A 16070-nucleotide genomic window follows, 5' to 3' on the forward strand; every position below is an offset into this window, starting at 1 on the left:
ACTGTCCCTTCTGCCGCGAGCCACCACTATGCTCCATGAGTTGTTCAGCGTTTACATGAAAATGCTTGTGCTCTACAGCCCATTCTTCGTGCTCTCGTGCTTCATCAGCCTGACCCGCGGCCACTCCACCAAAGAGCGTAAGCAATTGGCCTGGCGCGTGGCCTTTGCGGCGCTGATCGCAAGCGTGGTGCTGTATTTGTTTGGCAGGGCCATCTTTGGCGTATTCGGCATTACCGCCGACGCCTTTCGCATTGGTGCTGGCAGTGTGCTGTTCATTTCCGCATTGGGAATGGCACAAGGTAAATCCACGGTGCAAACCGACAATGTGCAGCAGGACGTTACCATTGTCCCGCTGACCATTCCCTTGACCGTTGGTCCGGGTACGATCGGCGCCTTGCTGGTGATGGGCGTCGGCCATCCGGAATGGGAAGACAAGCTGCTCGCCATCATCAGCATCGCCCTGGCCAGCTTCACCGTCGGCCTGGTGCTGTACCTTTCGCACCGCATCGAACGGATCCTGGGTGACCAGGGCCTGCAGATTGTCAGCCGCTTGATGGGGCTGTTTGTTTGCGCGCTGGCCGCGCAGATTATCTTTACCGGGATCAAGGGCTATCTGGTGCCCTAGATCTGCAGCTCGATAATCTCGCGCAGAGCAACAGCCTCAAGGCTTTTTTCCACTTTGGCGCGGAACTGCTGTTCAAACAGACGCACATTGAAACGTACCAGTTCGGCCTTGACCCGCTGGTGTGTGCGCTCGCGAAACAGAAAGCCTGCACAGAGCTGAGATTGCTCGAGCGCTTCGTGGTAGACCACCATATCCACGCAGCCATTACGGGCCGGAGCACAGGGTAACAACTGAAAAACACCCTGCTCACGGGTTCGCTGCTCGAACTGCAGCCTGGCCGTGGTATTTAAATTAAGCCCATGCATGGCCAGTTGCATCCCTCTAGCGTATTGGCTGCCGGCCACAGCCGAAATAGCCAACAGCGCCTTATCGACGATCTCGGATCGCTCATTGTCTGGCCAATGCACCTCACTCGCGGGCAACGCATCCCAGCCATAAAACTTCAGTTTGTTCTTGTAGAAACCGTACCAGTCCGTGATCAGACCATGCTCAAAGGCAAAGCGGGTTTCCTGTTCGGCTTGCAGTAATGCCAACTTCACCGAACTTCTTTGGGCCAAGGACACATCAGCCATGAACGATACAAGACCTGCCCCGATTACTGCAGCTTGTGGCTTATTCATGGTTGCCTCCTTGCTTCTTGCCCAGTTCCAACAGGTAGCATCGTTCCTGTTGTTTACGCTCGATCAACCTGCGCAACTCTTCGCGGCGCGGTTCAAACAGTGCACAGTCCAGTTGCGCAGACTGCCCCTTGATGAGTACATCGCCTTGAATCGTATTGGCGTACAGCGGCTGCTCGATCGTCACTTGCTCCAGTAGCAAGGAAGTCTGCAATGCGATGCTGCACATATCGATAATCGGTCCCTTGTGGACCAAACCTATTTCCAGCGCAATTCGAGTACCGCTGGCATCGCCTTCAAAGGCAAATGGACGAAAAATGTCCAGGCCACCCTGCGTGCTCCCGAGCGCTTGCAAACCCTGCTCGACGACACTCGAAGCCCCTGCGTGTCGGCCTTCCAACCACAAAGTCAGGGGCTGGATGGGCGCCACCATCGATGCTCGACCACTTGGCGTGTGTGTATCCTGGAACAGCTGGGTCAAGATCCAGTCGCGCGCGGACAATCCGTGGCGGTAGCGGCTGTACCATTGGGGGTAATCAGCGAATCGCGAGCCTACGGCTTTATTGGCCACCAGTTGCGCATACAGCAGCGAGTCGAGCACCGCCTGGCGTTCACTGAGCGATACCTCAGGTGCAATCAACAGCAAGGTGCCAGCGGCCATCCATACCGAATAGTTGTCTGTTCTCATGTCCCTTCCTTGTGCAGATCAGTTTGAGCATCCGGGATGACTCGCGCACGAGCCATCCCGAGTGATCAGATTTCGTAATCCAGGACGTTGGCCATGGAACGCTCGCCCAACTTGTCTTCGATGGCGCTGCGTACACGCTCATAGAGGGATTTGTTGAATGACAATGCTGCAGTGCCCGTATAGAACTCCTCGGCGGTGCTGTTCCACTCGAGTACAAACAGATCCAGATCGTGCTTTGAGGTATTGGTGTGGACACAGCCCATCGCAAGTACCACTTCACCTTCGCTGGTCTCGATGCAGGAAGCCAGGCCAATATTGGCGGTGTTTCTGTTTTTGACGTTGCGATCGAAAAGCTTCTGGGCCTCGCTGACCAGACCAAGTTTTTTCATGGCATCCCCAGCAAGCTTGCTCAACAGCTCACCAGGCGCGCCCCCCAGAACAGCGGTTCCCATGGCGCCGATGGCCTTGGAAGTGATGGCCGCGATTGTCAGCGCCTGGGAAGAGGCGCTTTCCCGCTCGTAGCTCCGGCGAGCGGTGACCCAGCCACAGTCCTGCATGACTTTGAGAAACTGCTTGAACCAGGCCTCGCCCTGACCTTCCTGGTCATAAAGTTTGCTGGCGACCAACGAGGCGAAGTGGTAGGCGTTCTTCACATCGGTGCGGCTTTGCAGCGACATGCCGGCGCCAAAAGCCATCAACGATTGCTCAACGACGGCAGCGGTGTTGGTGCTCAGGATTTCTGTGTTTTCGCTCATTTCGAATAGTCCTTTTCATGAAGCCCCGGTCGCAATCGCCGGGGCCCCACACTATTCGAGACAGCTGTTTGGATCAGGATCGAAGGCTTTCCCCTGCAACCTCAGTCCTGTGCTGGATACCAGCGCGGGGTGTACACCCACTGTCCACCATCAGCACGGTCGAAGCCGCAGGTGGTCGACGAACCGACCAGCACCATGGTGCGCATGTCGACCATTTCCGGCTGCAGTTCGCCGAGGGTGACGACCTTCAATGTCTGCCCTGGCCTGCCAATGTCTCGACCAAGTACCACAGGGGTATCTGCGGTACGATGCTGGCGAACGATCTCCAGGGCCCGGCCCAATTGCCAAGGCCGTGAGCGCGAGATCGGATTGTAGAACGCCAATGCCAGGTCGGCCTGGCAAGCCAGGTCCAGACGTTTCTCGATAATCGACCAGGGTTTCAGATTGTCCGAAAGCGACAATACGCAGAAGTCATGACCCAAGGGGGCGCCAGCCTGAGCGGCGGTTGCCAGGGAAGCAGAAACACCTGGCAGCATTTGCAGGTCGACAGCGTGCCACTGCGGATCGCTCGATTCGTGCAACGCTTCCAGCACCGCAGCGGCCATGGCGAACACGCCAGGGTCACCTGAAGACACCACTACCACCGAACGGCCCTGTGCGGCCAGCTCGAAGGCGTGCCGGGCACGCTGCATCTCTTCACGGTTGTCAGTGCAGTGCATGACCTGATCGGCGCGGAAAGGGCCAGCCATGCGCACATAGGTTTCATAACCAAGAATGTCGTTGGCTCGGGCCAGCTCGGCCTTGGCTGCTGGGACCATGAACCCGGCCGCGCCAGGCCCCAAACCGATCACTGCCAGTCGTCCGCGAGCACGGCCAATTTGCGCTGGATCGATCGGCTGATTGGCAACCAGAATGGCCAAACCATCGGTAACCGGTTGCGGTGGCAGCAATTGCGGCATGACCTGCTCTGCCAGCGCACTGGCGCTCTGGGCGGTGGGTGCAAAGCGTACCGGTATATTCAACGCTGTTGCTGCCGCGTGCAGCGACGCATCGGCCATCAATGCATCGCTCGCCAACAGACAGGCAAGTGCTGGCTCGGCAATGCGTAGCTCGCGCAGCGCATCACGCACTACGGTTGCCAGCGCCGGCACTGCAGCGTTCACCGCAATCAGCACGCAGCGTGGATAGATGACGAGTTCCTGAGCCGAAACTTCCCGCGCGTCACAGCCCACATGAATAGCCAGTTGTGCCTGCTCGCTTTGCGGCAATTGTGCTTGCGCCAACCAGGGCGCATGCCCCTCGATGCGCACCGACTCGCCCGCGAGTAAATCGGAAACAAAGCGTTTGCCCAGTTCCAGGTCGGCCAGGGCGTAGCCCGTTGGCGGATTGAGCAGGCAAGTACCGAAACGCAGCTCTCCGCTGGTAGTGATTGCCGGGGCGACGCCCAACCCGGCAGCGATTTCGCGCGCCATGACGTTGACGCCACCCAGCCCCCCGAGCAAAGGCACGACTGCACTGCCATCCTCAGCCACAGCCAGTACCGGCGGCTCGGCACCTTTTTCCAGCAACACGCCCGCCAGGGTGCGAATCACGATGCCAGCAGCGCACAGGGCGATGATTGGCGTGTCCCGTTGATAGAGCTGTCGCAGCGTAGCGCCGAACTCCGGGTAGCTGCAGTCAACGTCCTCGACCCGCCCTTGCAGTCCATGGATCACTGCATCGGGGTACATTTGCTGGATCTTGCGAGCAGTGCTCAGGCTGCCTTTGCCAAGAATGACAATCGCCGGTGCTTTACGAGTCATCAGCCCTGCCACCTTTCACCGGGAACAATAATCAACGAGAAATATGGCGAGGACTGCGGATCGACCTCATCCAGAGCGACGATCTTCTGGTTGGCCATGGTCGCTCGCTCCACATACAAAGCGCGATCTGCCATGCCCAACTCGGTCAGTACTTCGCGCACCTTGGGGAAGTTGCGTCCAAGCTTCATGATCACGGCTGCATCAGCATCGGCCAGACGGCGCTTGAGCTCGGCATGCGGCAGCACACCAGAAAGTACCGACAGGCTTTGATTGCGGTAAACCAGAGGGGCACCCAATACCGAAGCGCCGCCAAGCATCGAGCAGACCCCTGGAATCACCTGAGCCTCGTAACGTTCGGCAAGACGGTCGTGCAGGTACATATAGGAGCCGTAGAAGAACGGATCGCCTTCGCAGATCACCGCGACATCACGCCCGGCGTCCAGATGCGCGGCGACTTCCAGGCTGGCAGCATCATAAAAATCGCTGATGACCTGTTCATAGGACAGCGGCGCTGGCAGTACCTCGGTGGTCACTGGATACACCAGTGGCAGAAGGGTCTGGGCTTGCTGCAAATGGCCTTCGATAATGCCGAAGGCGTTACCACGCTTGCCTTTGGCAACGAAGTACGCGACCACCGGCGATTCGCGCAGCAAGCGCAGGGCCTTTACGGTAATCAGTTCTGGATCGCCAGGCCCTACGCCCAAGCCCAGCAAACGTCCACGCGCCTGCATCATTCGACCTCCGTGGCCAGAGCATTGACTGCCGCAGCGGCCATGGCGCTGCCACCCAGGCGCCCCTGCATGATCACAAAAGGTACGTCGCGGCTATCGGCAGCGAGCATCGCCTTGGATTCGGCGGCGCCGACAAAGCCTACCGGGAAGCCAAGAATCAAGGCGGGTTTAGGTGCGCCGGCATCGAGCATCTCCAGAAGGTAGAACAAGGCGGTCGGCGCATTGCCGATCACCACCACGCTACCTTCCAGGTGCGGGCGCCAAAGCTCCAGGGCGACCGCCGACCGGGTGTTGCCCAGTTCACGGGCAAGCGCCGGTACTTGCTCGTCGCGCAGGGTGCAGATCACCTCGTTGTTCGCCGGAAGGCGAGCGCGGGTGATGCCCTCGGACACCATGCGTGCATCACAGAGAATCGGCGCGCCCTTGGCCAAGGCTTCGCGTCCGGCAGCACCCGCCCCCGGCGAGAACTGCAGGCCATCGATGGCGTCGACCATGCCACAGGCATGAATGACTCGAACCGCGAGCTTTTCCAGATCGGCAGGAATGCGATCGAGCCGAGCCTCCTGTCGAATGATCGCGAAGGAATTGCGATAGATCTCCTGACCATCGCGGATGTAATCAATCATCAAGGGTGCTCCGTGAGCGGGCGTCTAGCAGTGCGCCGGCTTCTTTCAGTGTGAGGTTGCGTGCGTGCAAGCTGCCGAAGCCCGGCAGGCCTGCGTCACGCAGATATAAGTCGTAGTGCCCCGGGCTTTGTGCCAACAGCGTCGCCGGGGCGACATGGGCCAGGGCACAGGAACGCGGGCAGGCGCTCAGGTGCACACTGGCCGGTGCGCCGCTGGCAAGCAATGTGGCCAGCAGACGGGCGTCGCCTTTGGTGTCGGCCTGAGCCTTGGCGCAGCCATCCGAGCCGGTGCAGGCAACCAGGCGGGCGAGCGCTTCATCAGCCGAGCAAAGCAGGCCCAATTGGGCCAGCTCGGTAAGTACGGGGTCTACCTGGCACTGGGCAATATTGGGCAGCAGCAAGCTTTGCCAGGGCGTCACGCGCAAGGTGCCGTCGCCCCACGTGCGCGCAAGCCGTGCAGCGCCACGCAGCATGCTCGGGCTCAAACGGCCCAGTGGCGCGGCGCCGCCAACAGCGCTGATGCCCGCTTGTTGCTGTGGATAACGACCCAGGTAGTCGCAGCCTGCGGTAGTTTCACGCCGCCATTGCAGCACGCTCGAATCAGCACGGACGCTCAGGCCTAACCCTGCAACGACGTCTGCGGGTGACTGCTCGACCAGCAAGTGACGCATCCGCGTCTGCTCCGGCCGGGCCAGGTCGAGAAAGCGATTCAACACCGCCAGCACCAACTCATGCCCCTGGGCCAAAGGAACAGCGCCGAGCGGCGAGTCGTCTGCCGGGCACCCTGCCAGCCCGAACGCCAGCCAGATCTCGTCGTCCAGGTGCAACGGACTCAGCCACAGGTCGTGGTGGTGTTCAAGCATCGCCAACCCTTCGCCGCCATCGATCTGCACGGCAAACTTTGCCGACAACTCATGCAAGCGCGCAGTGGTTTCCAGCGACTCCAGCACCTGCGCGGCCAGCGGCCGAGTGTCGAACAGCATCAGCGGATCTACGCCTGCTGTAGGGCTGAGCATCAGGTTGCGCACATCATCACCGGCGGCTGCGCGCGGCCCGAGACCGCTGGCCAGCAACATCTCGATCAACCCGGCGTGTGCGCTGCCGATACCCCGAATCTGCAAGTTGCCACGGTTGGTGGCCTCTATTTCGCCAGCCGAAAAGCATTCGGCGGCAGTGGCAACGGCGTCGGCTTGATCGGCCGTTATCGCGCCACCGGCCAGTTTGATCCGGCAGATTCCACCATCCTTGGCCTGGACAATGCGCAGCAACCCCGGACAACCCGAGGGACGTAACGGAGCAGGGGGCTGGTGGGCCGAAACAGGCTGGTTCAAAAGGTCACCCGAGAATCGTGAAAAGGCACTTCAGTGTAGAAGGCGCGGTATTATGCCTGCTTTGTCCAAAGGCATGAAAAGCCTGCCGGTCGGATTGCTGGGTATTGAGGAAAACACATGTCGCCCTGGCTGACAGTAGTAGGTATCGGTGAAGACGGTTTCAGTGGTTTGGGCAAACCTGCCCGACGCGCGCTGCTGGGCGCCACCAAGGTTTTTGGCGGCCAGCGCCAGCTGGATCTGCTACCACGCTGCATAAGCGGCGAACGCCTGCTGTGGCCCAGCCCCTTCTCCCTGGCTCCGTTGCTGGCACTGCGTGGGGAGCCAGTGTGCGTACTGGCCAGCGGCGATCCGATGTTCTTCGGGGTCGGTGCCAGCCTCGCCCGCCAACTTGTACCTGAAGAAATGCGCGTATTGTCGATGCCCTCCTCCTGCAGCCTGGCTGCAGCTCGGTTGGGCTGGCCACTACAGGAGGTGACGATACTGTCAGTGGTCGCCCGTCCGCTGGCGACGCTAAACGCCCATGTGTACAGCGGCGTACGCTTGCTGGTGTTGAGTAACGACGGCAGCAGCCCCGCAGCCATCGCCAGACTGTTGCGCGAGCGCGGCTTCGGTCCTAGCCGCTTGCATGTATTTGAGCACCTCGGCGGCGCTGGCGAAGACCACCTGCAAGGCACCGCCGAGCAGTGGTCGCATACCCGCGTCGCAGACCTCAATCTACTCGCCATCGAATGCCTGGCGTCCGCCGATGCCCCACGTCTCTCGCCACTGGCAGGGTTGCCAGACACGGCCTTCAAACATGACGGCCAGTTGACCAAGCGTGATGTACGCGCCATCACCCTCGCCCGCCTGGCACCCCAGCCGGGACAATTGCTTTGGGACGTGGGCGCGGGCAGTGGCTCGATCAGCATCGAGTGGATGCGCGCCCACCCCAGTTGTCGGGCGCTGGCCATTGAGTCCGATGAAGGGCGCCAGCTGTTGATCGAGCACAACCGCGATGCCCTTGGTGTTCCCGGCCTGCAGTTGATCCGCGGCCGAGCACCGCAAGCGCTGGCAGGCCTGGAGCGTCCCGATGCAATCTTTATCGGCGGTGGCGTAACTCGTGCAGGGGTTTTGCAAGGCTGCTGGGAGCAGCTGCGCCCGGGGGGGCGCCTGATAGCCAATGCAGTAACCCTGCAAAGCGAGCTGGCCCTGGTGAACTGGCGTGAGCAGAATGGCGGTGAGTTGACCCGCATCCACATCGCCCAGGCGCAGCCGCTGGGGGAGTTCGACACGTGGCGCCAGGCCCTGCCCATCACCCTGCTAGAAGCGATCAAACCTGCTGATGCGTGACGAAACTCAGGAACAACCCGCGCCATTACGCAGCGGTCTGACCACCGGCAGCTGCGCCACAGCCACCAGCCTTGCCGCGGCGCGCCTGCTGCTGAGTGGCGTCGAAAGCGATGCCGTGCAGATCACCCTGCCCAAAGGCAAGCACGTGCAAATGCGCCTGGAGTTCTGTCGTCTGTACGAGGATGGCGCGGAAGCCGGCACATTCAAGGATGCAGGTGATGACCCGGATGTGACCCACGGCGCCCTACTCTTCAGCCGCGTGCGACTGCTGCAGGAGCCGGGCGTGCGCTTTGTCGCCGGCACCGGTGTGGGCACGGTGACTCGTCCAGGCCTGGTCCTGGCAGTGGGAGAACCGGCCATCAACCCTGTGCCACGACGGATGATGACCGAACACCTGCAGCAACTGGCGGTTGAGTGCGCCTATCACGGCGGCTTCGAAGTGACGGTGAACGTCCAGAATGGTGAAAGCCTGGCACTGAAAACCATGAACCCGCGCCTGGGTATTCTTGGTGGTCTGTCGATTCTCGGCACCAGCGGTATCGTCCGGCCGTTTTCCTGCTCGGCCTACATCGCCTCGATCCACCAAGGCATCGACGTGGCCAAGACCAACGGTTACCTGCATATCGCTGCCTGCACCGGCAACGCCAGCGAAGACACCATGCGCCGGGTCTACAACCTACCGGAAATCGCGCTAATCGAAATGGGCGACTTTGTCGGTGCCGTGCTCAAGCATCTGCGCAAGGTGCCTGTGGATAAACTCAGCGTGTGCGGCGGCTTCGGCAAAATCAGCAAGCTTGCGGGCGGCCACATGGACCTGCACAGCCGCCACTCAAGCATCGACTTGCCGCAGCTGGCGCAATGGGCTGCCGACATCGGCGCCAGTCGCGATCTGCAAACCGCGATCTGCCAGGCCAACACCAGCCAGCAGGCATTGGCCATGGCCAGCGCTGCAGGCATCGCCCTCGGTGATGCGGTTTGCGCCCATGCCCTGGCGTTCGCTCGCAGCGTGGTGCCAGCGCATGTGCAGGTCGAAGTCTTCGCAATTGATCGTCAGGGCGGCATCGTCGGCCATGCCGGGAGCTTTGCATGAAACGTATTCTGTTGTTGGGCGGCATCACCGAAGCACTGGCCATCGCCCGAACCCTGGGGCCCGAGCATGTCTACAGCCTGGCCGGGATTGGTCGGGTACCCACCGACCTGAACTGCCAGGTGCGCGTTGGCGGCTTTGGTGGAGCTGAAGGTTTGGCGGCGTACCTGCTTGCCGAAAAAATCGACCTGTTGATCGACGCCACCCACCCCTATGCCGCACAAATCAGCGCCAATGCAGCCCGCGCCGCACAGCTCAGCAAGGTTGCCTGCTGGGGCCTGAGACGACCCGCCTGGCAAGCTCAGCCGGGTGATGACTGGCGTGAAGTCGCTGACTGGACTGAATTAATGCGCGCGCTCCAAGCATTCAGGCGGCCGTTGTTCACCCTGGGTCGCGAGCCCTTGCAACATCTGCATGAGATTCCCGCAACACACTTCTGGACCCTGCGCGCCCTCGAAGCCTGCCCCGCCAATGAGCGCTGCGAAGTGATCGGCGCACGCGGCCCGTTCCGCCTGGAAGACGAGCGCGCATTGTTCGAGCGCCGGCAGATCGATGTGCTCATCAGCAAGAACAGCGGCAGCGTTGCCACCGAGCCCAAGCTGGATGTGGCTCGGGAACGTGGCGTACCGGTGCTGGTGCTTAAGCGGCCGGAGTTGCCGCCAGTCGATCGAGCGTTTTTTGCTGTCGATGAGTTGCTTGCTGCGTTAGCGGCGGCGCGTATATCCCATTGACATATACCTTATTCAGCATAGACTTTGACATACATTCAGACTTTCCAAGGAGGCCCTCAATGGACCAAGGTGCCGTCTTCAAAAGCAACCGCAGTCAGGCCATCCGCTTGCCAAAGTCCGTCGCACTTCCGGAAGAAATTACCCGCGTGGATGTGGTCGCCATCGGCCGAACGCGGATCATTACACCTGCAGGCGAAGCTTGGGATAGCTGGTTCGAGGGCGAATGCGTCAGCGCGGATTTCATGGCTTCACGGGCGCAACCCGCTGATCAGGAGCGCGAAGGGTTCTGATGCTCAAGTACATGCTCGACACCAACATCTGCATATTCACCCTTAAGAACCGGCCTCAGGAAGTCCGGGAAGCGTTCAACCGCCATCACGGTCAGCTGTGCATCAGCACAATTACACTTATGGAATTGTTTTACGGTGCCGAAAAATCTGCCGCCCCTGAGCGTAATTTATCCGTGGTCGAAGGCTTTGCCGCACGCCTTGAAGTTCTCAGTTACGACAATCTTGCAGCGGCCCACAGTGGTCAGCTACGCGCGGAATTGGCCAAGGCTGGAACACCCGTCGGCCCCTACGATCAAATGATCGCAGGACATGCCCGTTCGCTGGGCCTTATTTTGGTAAGCAATAATCTACGCGAATTTCAGCGAGTTCCGGGATTGCGAGTGGAGGACTGGCTGAACCCAGCCAACTAAAAAACCCACCGTTTTTTACAGTGGCTTCAGAATTTTCTGAATGCCCGCCACTACCCTGCTGCCTTACACTACGCCCCTCCTCCCCTGGAAGAATTCGCCCATATGGAAATGCAATGGTGGATCTGGCTGGTGTTCGGTTTCGGGCTGATTGTGCTCGAACTCGCACTGCCGACGTTCTTCATTCTCTGGTTCGGCGTTGGTGCGGTGCTGGTTTCACTCATCGCCTATCTGCTGCCCAATCTGCAACTTGATATGCAGGTGTTGCTTTGGGTTGCGTTCTCGTCGATCACCACCCTGTTGTGGTTCAAGGTTTTGCGCAGGAAAAAGCCAGACACCCGCTGGACCGCTGACAATGTTATCGGTGAAGTCGGTCTGCTGACCGCACAGGTCTCTGAATTCCAGAAAGGCCGGGTGCGTTTTCAGAAGCCGGTCCTCGGTAACGAGGAATGGGTGTGCGTCGCAGATGCCCAGATCCCCTCCGGCGAGCGCGTTCGTATCTCTGCCATCGAAGGCAATATTGTCCGGATCACCCGGGCCTGATCAGTAAAAGGAAGCATTGACTCATGACCAGTCTCATCGTCGCCGGTACTATCGCCGCGTTCGTCATCATTACCCTGTTCAAAGGGGTACGCATCGTGCCGCAAGGCGAAGAATGGATCGTCGAGCGCCTGGGGCGCTACCACAGCACCCTGAAGCCAGGCCTGAACATTCTCATTCCGTACATGGACGTGGTCGCCTATCGCCTGCCTACCAAGGACATGATCCTCGACGTGCAGCAGCAAGAAATCATCACCCGTGACAACGCGGTCATCGTTGCCAATGCCCTGTGTTTTGCCAAGGTCGTTGACCCGCAGAAAGCTGCCTACGGCGTGCAAGACTTCGCCTACGCAGTCACCAGCCTGACCATGACCTCGCTGCGTGCCATTGTCGGCGCCATGGACCTCGATGAAGCGCTGTCCAGCCGCGAACAAATCAAGGCCCGTCTGCGCGAAGCCATGTCGGAGCAAACCGAAGATTGGGGCGTCACCGTGCGCTCGGTCGAGATCCAGGACATCAAGCCCTCGGAAAATATGCAGGCCGCCATGGAGCGCCAGGCCGCTGCCGAACGTGAGCGTAAAGCCGACGTCACCCGCGCCGAGGGCGCCAAGCAGGCTGCCATTCTTGAAGCAGAAGCACGCTTGCAAGCAGCCAAGCTCGACGCCGAAGCACAGATCAACCTGGCGCAAGCCTCGGCTCAGGCGATCACCCTGGTGAAGGAAGCCGTAGGCAGTGAAATCACCCCAGCGATGTACCTGCTCGGCGAGCGCTACATCGGTGCCATGGAAAACCTGGCCAGCAGCAACAACGCCAAAGTCGTGGTGCTTCCCGCTGACCTGCAGGAAACCGTGCGCGGATTGATGGGGCGCAATAAAGCGGTTTGATACCCGGCTACAATCAAAAACGCCGGGCCTCTGCGACACTTCATCGCACGCCTGGCTTTTTTACATATACTTTCAACTCTGGCTAAATAGCCACCATTCGATTCCTGACCGGATCTTTCCATGCACTCACATCGGCTTGCCCATGCCTGGATCGCCTGCTTTGCAGTGCTGTTCAACCTGCTGGCTATGCCGTTGTCTGCTGCCACGCCAAAAACTTCGAGCGAGCAATTGCTCTGGGGCGCGTTCTGTTCCACTGGCGGCACCAAGTTGATTGCCATTTCCCTGGGGCCCGTCGATGGTACCCAGCAAAACGATGATCATTCGACCATGCAGCATTGCTGGTGCTGCTCCGGTGCTGCGCCGTTGTTGGCATTGCCTGGACATCCACCGCGCTTGCTGCTGCCTGCGCAGGACTTCACCGGTCCAACTGTGCTGCTCACTGCCAGCCAGCCGACGCCCCGCCAGCTATGGCCGGCCCTGAATCCCCGCGCCTCCCCTCTGGCCTGATTCACTACGCTAACTGTTGCGAACCTGAATCGACTGGAGAATCACCATGTTCAAGAATGCCCTGCTGCTGGCTGCCCTGGTGCTGCCGGCAACTTTTGCCAACGCCCACGAATACACCAAGGGCGATCTGCATATCGCTCATCCGTGGTCACAGGAACTGCCGCCCAACGCGCCTAACGTTGCCGCCTACTTTGTCGTCCATAACAATGGTTCGACGGCCGATACCTTGTTAAGCGTGAACAGCCCAATCAGCGACGACGCCCAGTTGCACGAACACGTGCACAAGGACGGCCTGATGAAGATGCAGCAGGTGCAACGCGTCGAGGTCCCTGCAGGCAAAGACCTGGTGTTCGCCCCTGGCGCCTACCATGTGATGTTGATGCAACCCAAGGATCGCAGCCTGCTAACCGACGGCAAGCGCTTCCCCCTGACCCTGCATTTCGAAAAAGCCGGCGATGTAACCGTGGAGGTCGCGGTTCAAAAGCAGGCCCCCGAAGGTGAAGCACACAGTCACTGATCGCTGACGGCAGCTCGCCATGAGCATCGTCCGCAGCAGCCTCTCGCGCACCACGTACCCTGATATAAAAAGGGCACGCGGCAGCTGGCTGAGCCTGTTTGCAATGTTGATGATCTTTATCGGTCCACTGGTTTCCCAGTCGATGCCGATGGATCACCGTGGCATAGCCATGGACAACAGCGCTGCCTGCCACGGCGACAGTCATCACGACAGCAACCCTTCCTTGCATGTGATTTGGGAGAAGTGCGGCTACTGCAGCCTGTTCTTCCACTGCCCAGCCTTGCCGCAAGCGCTGAGCCTGCTCAATACCGAGGCAGCACCTGCCAGCAGCACCCTGATCGTTCAACCACGCCAAGGCCATGCCCGGCAAAGCGTATTTCCGGGAGCCCGGACCCGCGCGCCACCCTCCTTCCTCATCGTCTGAACACCCCTGTCGCGTTTGCTGGTCCGGCGTATTGCCGCTGACCCGTCGCGCCCTTATTTCTGATCGATGTTGGAATCACTATGTCCAGCTGCACTGCTGTCTTTCGTCTGTCCCTGCGCGGGACCCTCGCCGTGATCTGCGGCACCCTGCTCAGCCCCCTCGCCCTGGCGGCCAACCCGCCAGGCGAGGAACACAATCACGAGAATGCCGAGCTGAGTCCGACGGTGATCACCGCTGTTGCTCCAAGCTCGCCGTTGACCATCGTCACCAACCCCAAAGACCCACGCCAACCGGTACCGGCAAGCGATGGTGCGGACTACCTGAAAACCATCCCAGGTTTTTCCGCGATCCGCGCTGGCGGCACCAATGGCGACCCGGTACTGCGCGGCATGTTTGGCTCGCGCTTGAATATCCTCACCAATGGCGGAGTGATGCTCGGCGCCTGCCCGAATCGAATGGATGCACCCACCTCATACATCTCGCCGGAAACTTATGACCGCCTGACCGTGATCAAAGGCCCACAAAGCGTGATCTGGGGCCCCGGCGCATCGGCGGGGACCATTCTCTTTGACCGAGATCCGGAAAAATTCGGCGAGCTTGGCAGTCGCGTCAACGCAAGCCTGCTGGCCGGCTCCAACGGCCGTTTCGACAAGGTCCTCGACACCGCAGCGGGTAACCAGCTGGGGTACGTGCGTTTTGTCGGCAACCAATCGCACTCCGACGATTACGAGGATGGCAATGGCGACACCGTGCCGTCACGTTGGGATAAATGGAACGGTGATGTGGCGTTGGGCTGGACGCCCGATGCCGACACCCTGGTCGAACTCACCGCCGGCAAGGGCGACGGCGAAGCGCGTTATGCCGGGCGCGGCATGGACGGTTCGCAATTCAAACGCGAAAGCCTCGGCCTACGCTTTGAAAAGTCCAACATTGGCGAGGTCTGGGACAAGCTCGAAGCCCAGGTCTACTACAACTATGCCGACCACGTGATGGACAACTACAGCCTGCGCACCCCTTCAGGCATGGGCATGATGGGCATGCCAATGGTCAGCAACGTCGACCGGCGCACCCTCGGCGGGCGCATCAAGGGCACCTGGCGCTGGAGCGAACTACAACTGATCGCCGGCATCGATGCTCAGACCAACGAGCACCGCCAGCGCGGCGGCATGGGCATCGATGTACACAAGGACATGGCCTGGACCAAAGATGCCGATTTCCACAACTACGGTGCCTTCGGCGAACTGACCTGGTACGCCGCCGACCAGGACCGGGTGATTAGCGGTGCTCGCCTGGACCGCGCGTCGGCCAAGGACTATCGGGCAACCAGCGCCACCAACGGCGATACCCGTGCAGATACCCTGCCCAGCGGTTTTGTTCGCTACGAGCATGACCTGACGGAAATTCCGGCCACCACCTACGTGGGCCTCGGGCACGCCCAACGCTTCCCGGACTACTGGGAGCTGTTTTCACCCAAGTCGGGCCCCGCAGGTTCGGTCAATGCCTTCGACAGTATCAAGCCGGAGAAGACCACCCAGCTGGACTTCGGTATCCAGTACCAGACTGACGACCTGCAGGCCTGGGCATCGGGCTACGTCGGGCAGATCCGCGACTACATTCTGTTCGACTACCGTACCAACATGATGGGCATGAGCAGCTCCCGTGCGCAGAACATCGACGCGCGGATCATGGGTGGCGAACTCGGTGCAGCGTATAGGTTGACCTCCAACTGGAAAGCTGACGCAACCCTGGCCTACGCTTGGGGCAAGAACAGCAGTGATGGCACGGCGCTCCCACAAATGCCGCCATTGGAGAGCCGCCTGGGCCTGACTTATACCCGTGACGACTGGAGCGCTGGCGCGCTCTGGCGCGTGGTGGCTGCGCAAAACCGTATCGAAGAGAACTACGGCAACGTGGTCGGCAAGGACTATGAAAAAAGTGCGGGCTTCGGCGTGTTTTCGCTCAATGGCAGCTACAAGGTCAGCAAGCACCTCAAGCTCAGCGCCGGGGTCGACAACCTGTTCGACAAGGCTTACGCAGAACACCTGAACCTGGCGGGCAATGCCGGCTTCGGCTATCCCGCAAGTGATCCACAGGCAATCAATGAGCCGGGGCGTACGCTCTGGACCAAGGTCGACCTGAGTTTCTGATCCTGTTCTAGGCGCGATCGTCGATCGCGCCTT

Annotated in this window: 19 protein-coding genes; 12 read left to right on the forward strand and 7 right to left on the reverse strand. The window is 60.2% G+C overall.

Going from position 1 to position 16070, the window contains the following annotated elements:
• The first annotated feature begins 28 nt into the window (after positions 1–28).
• Entirely contained in the window at positions 29–625 is a 597-nt protein-coding gene (locus D3Z90_RS23875) for a MarC family protein (protein WP_136478340.1), read from the forward strand.
• Here D3Z90_RS23875 and D3Z90_RS23880 read toward each other — a convergent pair.
• From D3Z90_RS23880 to cobG, 7 genes are all read right to left on the reverse strand, one after another.
• Positions 622–1245: a hypothetical protein gene (locus D3Z90_RS23880; RefSeq protein ID WP_136478341.1), complete on the reverse strand. Its 624-nt coding sequence runs from the start codon at positions 1243–1245 to the stop codon at positions 622–624. The genes D3Z90_RS23875 and D3Z90_RS23880 overlap by 4 nt on opposite strands.
• On the reverse strand, positions 1238–1930 hold the full coding sequence (locus D3Z90_RS23885) for a hypothetical protein (protein ID WP_136478342.1): 693 nt from the start codon (positions 1928–1930) through the stop codon (positions 1238–1240). Before D3Z90_RS23885 ends, D3Z90_RS23880 begins: the two co-directional genes overlap by 8 nt.
• Before the next feature lie 65 nt (positions 1931–1995).
• Positions 1996–2685 carry a hypothetical protein gene (locus tag D3Z90_RS23890; RefSeq protein WP_136478343.1) on the reverse strand — a complete coding sequence of 230 codons (690 nt, stop codon included), beginning with the start codon at positions 2683–2685 and terminating at the stop codon, positions 1996–1998.
• Positions 2686–2786: 101 nt separating this feature from the next.
• On the reverse strand, positions 2787–4487 hold the full coding sequence (cobJ, locus tag D3Z90_RS23895) for a precorrin-3B C(17)-methyltransferase (RefSeq protein WP_136478344.1): 1701 nt from the start codon (positions 4485–4487) through the stop codon (positions 2787–2789).
• Positions 4487–5221 carry a precorrin-2 C(20)-methyltransferase gene (locus D3Z90_RS23900; RefSeq protein ID WP_371922235.1) on the reverse strand — a complete coding sequence of 245 codons (735 nt, stop codon included), beginning with the start codon at positions 5219–5221 and terminating at the stop codon, positions 4487–4489. The genes cobJ and D3Z90_RS23900 overlap by 1 nt, the downstream gene beginning before the upstream one ends.
• Entirely contained in the window at positions 5218–5844 is a 627-nt protein-coding gene (locus D3Z90_RS23905; RefSeq protein WP_136478345.1) for a precorrin-8X methylmutase, read from the reverse strand. The genes D3Z90_RS23900 and D3Z90_RS23905 overlap by 4 nt, the downstream gene beginning before the upstream one ends.
• Positions 5837–7174, reverse strand: a complete 1338-nt coding sequence (gene cobG, locus D3Z90_RS23910) for a precorrin-3B synthase (protein ID WP_136478346.1) — start codon at positions 7172–7174, stop codon at positions 5837–5839. The genes D3Z90_RS23905 and cobG overlap by 8 nt, the downstream gene beginning before the upstream one ends.
• A 117-nt stretch (positions 7175–7291) precedes the next feature.
• Here cobG and cbiE point away from each other — a divergent pair, with 117 nt between their 5' ends.
• The 11 genes from cbiE (at position 7292) to D3Z90_RS23965 (ending at position 16037) form a co-directional block, all read left to right on the forward strand.
• Positions 7292–8503: a precorrin-6y C5,15-methyltransferase (decarboxylating) subunit CbiE gene (gene cbiE, locus D3Z90_RS23915; protein WP_136478347.1), complete on the forward strand. Its 1212-nt coding sequence runs from the start codon at positions 7292–7294 to the stop codon at positions 8501–8503.
• Positions 8496–9593 (forward strand): cobalt-precorrin-5B (C(1))-methyltransferase, encoded by a 1098-nt coding sequence (locus D3Z90_RS23920; RefSeq protein ID WP_136478348.1) that lies wholly within the window; start codon positions 8496–8498, stop codon positions 9591–9593. The genes cbiE and D3Z90_RS23920 overlap by 8 nt, the downstream gene beginning before the upstream one ends.
• A complete protein-coding gene (locus D3Z90_RS23925) occupies positions 9590–10321 on the forward strand; it encodes a cobalt-precorrin-6A reductase (RefSeq protein WP_136478349.1) in 732 nt (243 codons plus the stop codon). Before D3Z90_RS23920 ends, D3Z90_RS23925 begins: the two co-directional genes overlap by 4 nt.
• Positions 10322–10380: 59 nt before the next feature.
• Positions 10381–10611 carry a type II toxin-antitoxin system VapB family antitoxin gene (gene vapB / locus D3Z90_RS23930; protein ID WP_136478350.1) on the forward strand — a complete coding sequence of 77 codons (231 nt, stop codon included), beginning with the start codon at positions 10381–10383 and terminating at the stop codon, positions 10609–10611.
• The gene (gene vapC, locus D3Z90_RS23935) at positions 10611–11021 is read left to right on the forward strand and encodes a tRNA(fMet)-specific endonuclease VapC (RefSeq protein WP_136478351.1); all 411 of its coding nucleotides are present in this window, start codon (positions 10611–10613) and stop codon (positions 11019–11021) included. Before vapB ends, vapC begins: the two co-directional genes overlap by 1 nt.
• 102 nt (positions 11022–11123) lie before the next feature.
• Positions 11124–11561, forward strand: coding sequence for an NfeD family protein (locus D3Z90_RS23940; protein WP_136478352.1), 438 nt, complete (start codon positions 11124–11126; stop codon positions 11559–11561).
• A gap of 23 nt (positions 11562–11584) precedes the next feature.
• Positions 11585–12442 (forward strand): SPFH domain-containing protein, encoded by an 858-nt coding sequence (locus tag D3Z90_RS23945; protein WP_136478353.1) that lies wholly within the window; start codon positions 11585–11587, stop codon positions 12440–12442.
• 120 nt (positions 12443–12562) lie between these two features.
• Positions 12563–12949 carry a DUF2946 domain-containing protein gene (locus tag D3Z90_RS23950; RefSeq protein WP_136478354.1) on the forward strand — a complete coding sequence of 129 codons (387 nt, stop codon included), beginning with the start codon at positions 12563–12565 and terminating at the stop codon, positions 12947–12949.
• A 46-nt stretch (positions 12950–12995) separates the two neighbouring features.
• Positions 12996–13466 carry a copper chaperone PCu(A)C gene (locus tag D3Z90_RS23955; protein ID WP_136478355.1) on the forward strand — a complete coding sequence of 157 codons (471 nt, stop codon included), beginning with the start codon at positions 12996–12998 and terminating at the stop codon, positions 13464–13466.
• Positions 13467–13485: 19 nt separating this feature from the next.
• Positions 13486–13890 carry a DUF2946 domain-containing protein gene (locus tag D3Z90_RS23960; RefSeq protein ID WP_136478356.1) on the forward strand — a complete coding sequence of 135 codons (405 nt, stop codon included), beginning with the start codon at positions 13486–13488 and terminating at the stop codon, positions 13888–13890.
• 80 nt (positions 13891–13970) lie between these two features.
• A complete protein-coding gene (locus D3Z90_RS23965; protein ID WP_136478357.1) occupies positions 13971–16037 on the forward strand; it encodes a TonB-dependent copper receptor in 2067 nt (688 codons plus the stop codon).
• The last annotated feature ends 33 nt before the right edge of the window (positions 16038–16070 follow it).

Origin of the sequence: Pseudomonas sp. DG56-2 (assembly GCF_004803755.1) — a bacterium.
GTDB classification, from domain to species: Bacteria; Pseudomonadota; Gammaproteobacteria; order Pseudomonadales; family Pseudomonadaceae; genus Aquipseudomonas; species Aquipseudomonas auratipiscis.